Raw genomic sequence first — 7,293 nt, 5'->3', positions numbered from 1 at the left:
AACGCGCGAACCTAGCCTGACGAGACACATGATCCGAACCCCGAACAGCTCCTAGGAGGAATACGGAACGCTCGAGCCTCGTGGACGTGGGCACCGGTGTGGATACCGTGGGTGCGGCGTCACTGTTGGCCCGCCACAAGGCAAGCCACCGCATGACAGTCGGGGCGATGGCGATGAGCAGGCCGTAGTACAGACCAGAGCCCACTGCGGCCACGGTCGCGAAAGCGCGCAGAGTCGGCGCACGGTCGTTCGGGAGTATGAGGAATGCGGCAACCATCACGCCGCCGAGTTCCGGGAAGAAAAGCAGCATCGCGGGGCCGAACCCGGCCATCGCGCGCATCTGGACCGCCGCGTCCCGGGCCGCCGCCTGGCGAACCGCCGTTCGCACCCGGCGCGCCTGCTCGGTGTCGAGCCCCTGGAGATCACTCAGATCCGCCCGATAACGCCTGATCAGCCTGCGGAACCGGTCTTCCGGAGACTGATCCACCGCACGACGGCTCACGCCCCTCCAACCCCCCACCATCACTCAGCCGTCGCCCGACCGGCCTATGCGATCAAACCCCCACAACCCCCACCGCCCACAAGCTAACCGCCCACCCCCCACGGCGGAAGCCCGAACGCGCATCTCGCTATCTGGAACGCATCTCGGGATGGCTCGTCCCGCACTGTGAGATAGTCCACTCCCCACGCGCCCCACCATGTTGTAACCTCTGTTTACACCTGATCGAGATCGCGCAAGGGCCAACGACGTCCCGCCGTGCCATAGACACGACGGAAGGACAGCCCATGGCTTTGCCCGCCATACCGCCCGGTCGTCTTGCCCCCGCCCGCCCCGCTGAGAGTGCCGTGCCGTTCTCGGCGCTTCCCGCGGCCCAGGGGCTCTACGATCCGCGCGCGGAGAAGGACTCCTGTGGGGTCGCGTTCGTCGCGACGCTCACCGGGGTGCCCTCCCACGCGATCGTCGCCCAGGCGTTGCAGGCGCTGGTCAACATGGAGCACCGCGGCGCCTCCGGCGCCGAACCGTCCACCGGGGACGGGGCCGGCATCCTGGTGCAGGTTCCGGACGCCTTCCTGCGTGCCGTGGTGGCCGAGCAGGCCGCGGGCGCCGGATCCGCGAACCCTGGTTTCGATCTGCCCCCGGCCGGGCACTACGCCGTGGGTCTGGCGTTCCTGCCCGTCAACGACGACGAGGCGCGGGCCGCCGAGGCCCGGATCGAGGCCATCGCCGTCGAGGAGGACCTGGCGATCCTCGGCTGGCGCGACCTGCCGACGAACCCCGAGGGGCTCGGCCAGGGCGCGCTGTCCGTCATGCCCCGGTTCCGCCAGCTGTTCGTCACCGGTACCGGCGGCGAGAGCGGCATCGAGCTGGACCGGCTGGCCTTCGCCCTGCGCAAGCGGGCCGAGCGCGACGCCGAGGTCTACTTCCCGTCGCTGTCCTCGCGCACGCTGGTCTACAAGGGCATGCTCACCACCGAGCAGCTGGAGCACTTCTTCCCCGACCTGCTGGACGAGCGCTTCGCCAGCGCCATCGGCCTGGTCCACTCCCGCTTCAGCACCAACACGTTCCCGGCCTGGCCGCTGGCCCACCCCTACCGCTTCGTCGCGCACAACGGCGAGATCAACACGGTGGTCGGCAACCGGAACTGGATGCGGGCCCGGGAGTCCCAGCTCGGCACCGACCTGATCCGGGGCGACCTGGACCGGCTGTTCCCGATCTGCACCCCCGGCGCCTCCGACTCCGCCTCCTTCGACGAGGTCCTGGAGCTGCTGCACCTGTCCGGCCGCAGCCTCCCGCACGCCGTGCTGATGATGATCCCCGAGGCGTGGGAGAACCACGGCGAGATGGACGCCGCCCGGCGGGCCTTCTACCAGTTCCACTCCACCTTCATGGAGCCCTGGGACGGCCCGGCGGACATGGTCTTCTCCGACGGCACCCTGATCGGCGCCGTCCTGGACCGCAACGGCCTGCGTCCCTCCCGCTACTGGGTCACCGAGGACGGCCTGGTCGTCCTGGCCTCCGAGTTCGGCGTCCTGGACATCGACCCGGCCACCGTGGTCCGCAAGGGCCGCCTGCAGCCCGGCCGGATGTTCCTCGTCGACACCGCCGCCGGCCGCATCGTCGAGGACGAGGAGATCAAGGCCGCCCTGGCCGCCGCCGAGCCCTACGCCGAGTGGCTGCACGCCGGGCTGATCAAGCTCGACAAGCTCCCCGAGCGCGAGCACATCGTGCACACCCGCGCCTCGGTCACCCGCCGCCAGCAGACCTTCGGCTACACCGAGGAGGAGCTGCGGGTCCTGCTCGCCCCGATGGCGCGCACCGGCGGCGAGCCGCTGGGCTCCATGGGCTCGGACTCCCCGGTCGCGGTCCTGTCCGACAAGCCGCGCCTGGTCTTCGACTACTTCACCCAGCTGTTCGCCCAGGTCACCAACCCTCCGCTGGACGCCATCCGGGAGGAGCTGGTCACCAGCCTGTCCACCGCCATCGGCCCGGAGGGCAACCTGCTGGAGCCCACGGCCGCCAGCTGCCGCCAGGTCGAGGTGGCCTTCCCGGTCATCGACAACGACGAGCTCGCCAAGCTCATCCACATCAACGCCGACGGCGACCTGCCCGGCCTGCGCGCGGTCACCGTCTCCGGCCTCTACCGGGTCTCCGGCGGCGGCGCCGCCCTGCGGGCCCGCCTGGAGGAGATCCGCGAGGAGGTCGCCAAGGCGATCGCCGGCGGCGCGCGCATCATCGTGCTCTCCGACCGGCACTCCGACGCCGAGCACGCCCCGATCCCCTCGCTGCTGCTCACCTCCGCGGTGCACCACCACCTGATCCGGGAGAAGACCCGCACCCACGTCGGCCTGGTCGTGGAGGCCGGCGACGTCCGCGAGGTGCACCACGTCGCCCTGCTGATCGGCTACGGCGCCGCGGTCGTCAACCCGTACCTGGCCATGGAGTCCGTCGAGGAGATGGCGGCCAGCGGCCGGCTCGGCCTGATCGAGCCCGAGCAGGCCATCAAGAACCTGATCAAGGCGCTGGGCAAGGGCGTGCTGAAGGTGATGTCCAAGATGGGCATCTCCACCGTCGCCTCCTACCGCGGCGCCCAGATCTTCGAGGCCATCGGCCTGGCCCAGGACGTCGTCGACGAGTACTTCACCGGCACCACCAGCAAGCTGGGCGGCGTCGGCCTGGAGACGCTCGCCGAGGAGACCGCGCGCCGCCACGCCCGCGCCTACCCCAAGCAGGCCGGCACCTCCCGCCTGGCGCACCGCCGGCTGGAGATCGGCGGCGAGTACCAGTGGCGCCGCGAGGGCGAGCCGCACCTGTTCGACCCGGACACGGTGTTCCGCCTGCAGCACTCCACCCGGGAGAAGCGCTACGACATCTTCAAGCAGTACACCTCCCGCATCGACGAGCAGTCCGAGCGGCTCATGACGCTGCGCGGCCTGTTCAAGATCAAGGGCGGCGAGCGCCCGCCGGTCCCGATCGAGGAGGTCGAGCCGGTCTCGGAGATCGTCAAGCGCTTCTCCACCGGCGCCATGTCCTACGGCTCCATCTCGGCCGAGGCGCACGAGACCCTGGCCATCGCCATGAACCGGCTGGGCGCCAAGTCCAACACCGGCGAGGGCGGCGAGGACGTCGAGCGCCTGCGCGACCCGGAGCGCCGCAGCGCGATCAAGCAGGTCGCCTCCGGCCGGTTCGGCGTCACCGCCGAGTACCTGGCCGCGGCCGAGGACATCCAGATCAAGATGGCGCAGGGCGCCAAGCCCGGCGAGGGCGGGCAGCTGCCCGGCCACAAGGTGTACCCGTGGGTGGCCAAGACCCGGCACTCCACGCCGGGCGTCGGCCTGATCTCGCCGCCGCCGCACCACGACATCTACTCGATCGAGGACCTGGCGCAACTCATCCACGACCTGAAGAACGCCAACCGCGACGCCCGCGTGCACGTCAAGCTGGTCGCCGAGGTCGGCGTCGGCACGGTCGCGGCCGGCGTGTCCAAGGCGCACGCCGACGTGGTGCTGATCTCCGGCCACGACGGCGGCACCGGCGCCAGCCCGCTGACCTCGCTCAAGCACGCCGGCGCCCCGTGGGAGCTGGGCCTGGCCGAGACCCAGCAGACGCTGCTGCTCAACGGTCTGCGCGACCGGATCGTGGTGCAGACCGACGGTCAGCTCAAGACCGGCCGCGACGTCGTCATCGCGGCGCTGCTCGGCGCCGAGGAGTACGGCTTCGCCACCGCGCCGCTGGTGGTCTCCGGCTGCGTCATGATGCGCGTGTGCCACCTGGACACCTGCCCGGTCGGCGTCGCGACGCAGAACCCGGAGCTGCGCTCCCGGTTCACCGGCCGGCCGGAGTTCGTGGTCACCTTCTTCGAGTACCTGGCCGAGGAGGTGCGCGAGCACCTGGCGGCCCTGGGCTTCCGCTCCGTCCAGGAGGCCATCGGCCACGCCGAGCTGCTCGACACCTCCGCGGCCGTCGCCCACTGGAAGGCCTCCGGCCTGGACCTCAGCCCCCTGCTGCACGTCCCGGACCTGCCGGAGGGCACCGCGCTGCACCGCACCCGCGAGCAGGACCACGGCCTGGACAAGGCCCTGGACCACCGCCTGATCGCGGTCGCGCACCCGGCGATCGAGTCCGGCGAGCCGGTGCGGGCGCAGTTCGAGATCCGCAACGTCAACCGCACCGTGGGCACCATGCTGTCGCACGAGGTGGTCAAGAAGCACCGCGGCGAGGGCCTGCCCGAGGGCACCATCGACCTCACCTTCGTGGGCTCGGCGGGCAACTCCTTCGGCGCCTTCCTGGCCCCCGGCATCACCCTGCGGCTGGAGGGCGACGCCAACGACTACGTCGGCAAGGGCCTGTCCGGCGGCCGGATCGTGGTGCGGCCGCACCGCGCCGCGGACCGGATCAACCAGGCCGCCGCGACCAACGTGATCGCCGGCAACGTCATCGCCTACGGCGCCACCAGCGGCCGCCTGCACCTGCGCGGCACCGTCGGCGAGCGGTTCTGCGTCCGGAACTCCGGCGCCACCGCCGTCGTCGAGGGCGTCGGCGACCACGCCTGCGAGTACATGACCGGCGGCACCGTCGTCATCCTCGGCGCGCACGGCCGGAACCTGGCCGCCGGCATGAGCGGCGGCACCGCCTACGTGCTCGACCTCAAGGTCTCCCGGGTCAACTCGGAGATGGTCAACGTCGAGGCGCTGGACGCCGAGGACCGCGCGCTGCTGCACGCCCTGGTGCAGGAGCACGCCGAGGAGACCGGTTCGGCGGTGGCCGAGGACCTGCTGGCCGACTGGGCCGCGAACGTCGGCCGGTTCGCCAAGATCATGCCGGTCGACTACAAGCGGGTGCTCACCGCCCGCGCCGCGGCCCAGGCCGCGGGCCTGTCCGAAGAGCAGACCCTCGACAAGATCATGGAGGCCACCCGTGGCTGATCCCCGTGGCTTCCTGACGACCCCGCAGCAGCAGCCCGAGCGCCGTCCGGTCACCGAGCGCGTCCAGGACTGGAAGGAGGTGTACAAGCCCGGCGGGCTCCTGCCGATCATCAGCAAGCAGGCCGGCCGGTGCATGGACTGCGGAATCCCGTTCTGCCACAACGGCTGCCCGCTCGGGAACATCATCCCGGAGTGGAACGACCTGGTGTGGAAGGGCGACTGGGAGGGTGCCTCCGACCGGCTGCACGCCACCAACAACTTCCCGGAGTTCACCGGGCGGCTGTGCCCGGCGCCCTGTGAGACCGCCTGCGTGCTGGGCATCAACCAGCCCGCGGTGACCATCAAGAACGTCGAGGTCTCCATCGTCGACCGGGCGTGGGAGGACGGCACCGTCAAGCCCCTGCCGCCGGAGCGGCTGTCCGGCCGGACGGTCGCGGTGATCGGCTCCGGGCCGGCCGGGCTGGCCGCCGCCCAGCAGCTCACCCGGGCCGGGCACACCGTGGCCGTGTACGAGCGCGCCGACCGCATCGGCGGGCTGCTGCGCTACGGCATCCCCGAGTTCAAGATGGAGAAGCGGCACCTGAACCGCCGCGTCGAGCAGATGCGCGCGGAGGGCACCAAGTTCCGGCCGGGCATGCACATCGGCGTGGACCTCACCGGCGACGCGCTGCTGGCCCGGTACGACGCCATCGTGCTGGCGGTCGGCGCCACCAAGGCGCGCGACCTGGAGGTGCCGGGCCGCGACCTGGCCGGCGTGCACCAGGCGATGGACTACCTGCCGTACGCGAACAAGACCTGCGAGGGCGACTACCTCACCGCGCCGATCGACGCGTTCGGCAAGCACGTGGTGGTGATCGGCGGCGGCGACACCGGCGCGGACTGCCTGGGCACCGCGACCCGGCAGGGCGCGGCCTCGGTGACGCAGCTGGAGATCATGCCGCGGCCGACCGAGGACCGGCCGGCCGGGCAGCCCTGGCCGACGTACCCGATGATCTTCCGGGTGTCCTCGGCGCACGAGGAGAACGGCGAGCGGGTGTACTCGGTGTCCACCACCGAGTTCGTCGGCGACGAGAACGGCCGGGTCACCGCGCTGCGGCTGGTCGAGGTGGCGTTCGAGGGCGGGCGGCCGGTCCCGGTGCCGGGCACCGAGCGCGAGATCCCGGCCGACCTGGTGCTGCTGGCCATGGGCTTCGTCGGCCCGGAGCGCGGCAACGGCCTGATCGACCAGCTGGGCCTGGCGCTGGACGAGCGCGGCAACATCGCCCGCGACGGCGGTTACGCCACCAACGTGCCGGGCGTGTTCGTGGCCGGGGACGCCGGGCGCGGGCAGTCGCTGATCGTGTGGGCGATCGCCGAGGGCCGCTCGGCGGCCAGTTCGGTGGACGCCTACCTGAGCGGGTCCACGACGCTGCCGAAGCCGATCCCGCCGACGGCGCGGCCGGTGACGGTGTGAGCGGCGGCGCGGCCGCCCCGACGGTGGTACCGGACGGGGCGGCCGCGCCGGGTGTCAGCCCTCCGCGCTCCGGGGCGGGGTCAGCGCGACGCCAGCGCGATCATGCCGATGATCCACAGCACCAGCGTGACGATGCCGAGCACGAAGCCGGCCTGGGCGACACCGCGGTTCGTGGCCTCCCCGCGGGCCACCCGGTTCAGGCCGATCCTGCCGAAGACGATGGCCAGGATGCTGCACGGTCCGATCAGGAAGCCGATGACGCCCATCACCAGCGCGGCGACGCCCATGCCGTTGTTCTGGCGCACCGGGGGAGCGCCGTAGGCTCCGTAATCGTATCCGGGGCCTGCGACGCCGCCGGGGTAGGGCTCCGGAGGCGACGGAGGCGGCGGCGGGTATTGCGGGGCCCCCGTGGGCGG

4 protein-coding genes are annotated in these 7,293 nt (G+C 71.7%); 2 read left to right on the top strand and 2 right to left on the bottom strand.

What is annotated here, in order from left to right; all coding sequences use genetic code 11:
• Nucleotides 1-502 (bottom strand): hypothetical protein (locus ABD466_RS15605; protein ID WP_344657757.1); only part of this gene is annotated, 502 nt, incomplete at its 3' end.
• A 284-nt stretch (nt 503-786) separates the two neighbouring features.
• Between ABD466_RS15605 and gltB the strand changes: the two genes are divergently transcribed.
• Both gltB and ABD466_RS15595 read left to right on the top strand, forming a co-directional pair.
• A complete protein-coding gene (gene gltB, locus ABD466_RS15600) occupies nt 787-5,424 on the top strand; it encodes a glutamate synthase large subunit (RefSeq protein WP_344657756.1) in 4,638 nt (1,545 codons plus the stop codon).
• Nucleotides 5,417-6,877, top strand: coding sequence for a glutamate synthase subunit beta (locus ABD466_RS15595; protein WP_344657755.1), 1,461 nt, complete (start codon nt 5,417-5,419; stop codon nt 6,875-6,877). The genes gltB and ABD466_RS15595 overlap by 8 nt, the downstream gene beginning before the upstream one ends.
• Before the next feature lie 80 nt (nt 6,878-6,957).
• Here the strand turns inward: ABD466_RS15595 and ABD466_RS15590 are convergent, their stop codons facing one another.
• The gene (locus ABD466_RS15590; RefSeq protein ID WP_344657754.1) at nt 6,958-7,164 is read right to left on the bottom strand and encodes a DUF4190 domain-containing protein; all 207 of its coding nucleotides are present in this window, start codon (nt 7,162-7,164) and stop codon (nt 6,958-6,960) included.
• Nucleotides 7,165-7,293 lie beyond the last annotated feature (129 nt).

It is taken from the genome of Catenulispora subtropica, from assembly GCF_039531675.1.
In the GTDB taxonomy this organism is placed as follows: domain Bacteria; phylum Actinomycetota; class Actinomycetes; order Streptomycetales; family Catenulisporaceae; genus Catenulispora; species Catenulispora subtropica.
Note: the sequence above shows the minus strand (reverse complement) of the source record. Positions and strands in the feature narration are given on the sequence as shown.

Coding starts and splice junctions, on each gene's coding strand:
- gltB (WP_344657756.1), top strand. CDS start 787: ATGGCTTTGCCCGCCATACCGCCCGGTCGTCTTGCCCCCGCCCGCCCC.
- ABD466_RS15590 (WP_344657754.1), bottom strand. CDS start 7,164: ATGGGCGTCGCCGCGCTGGTGATGGGCGTCATCGGCTTCCTGATCGGA.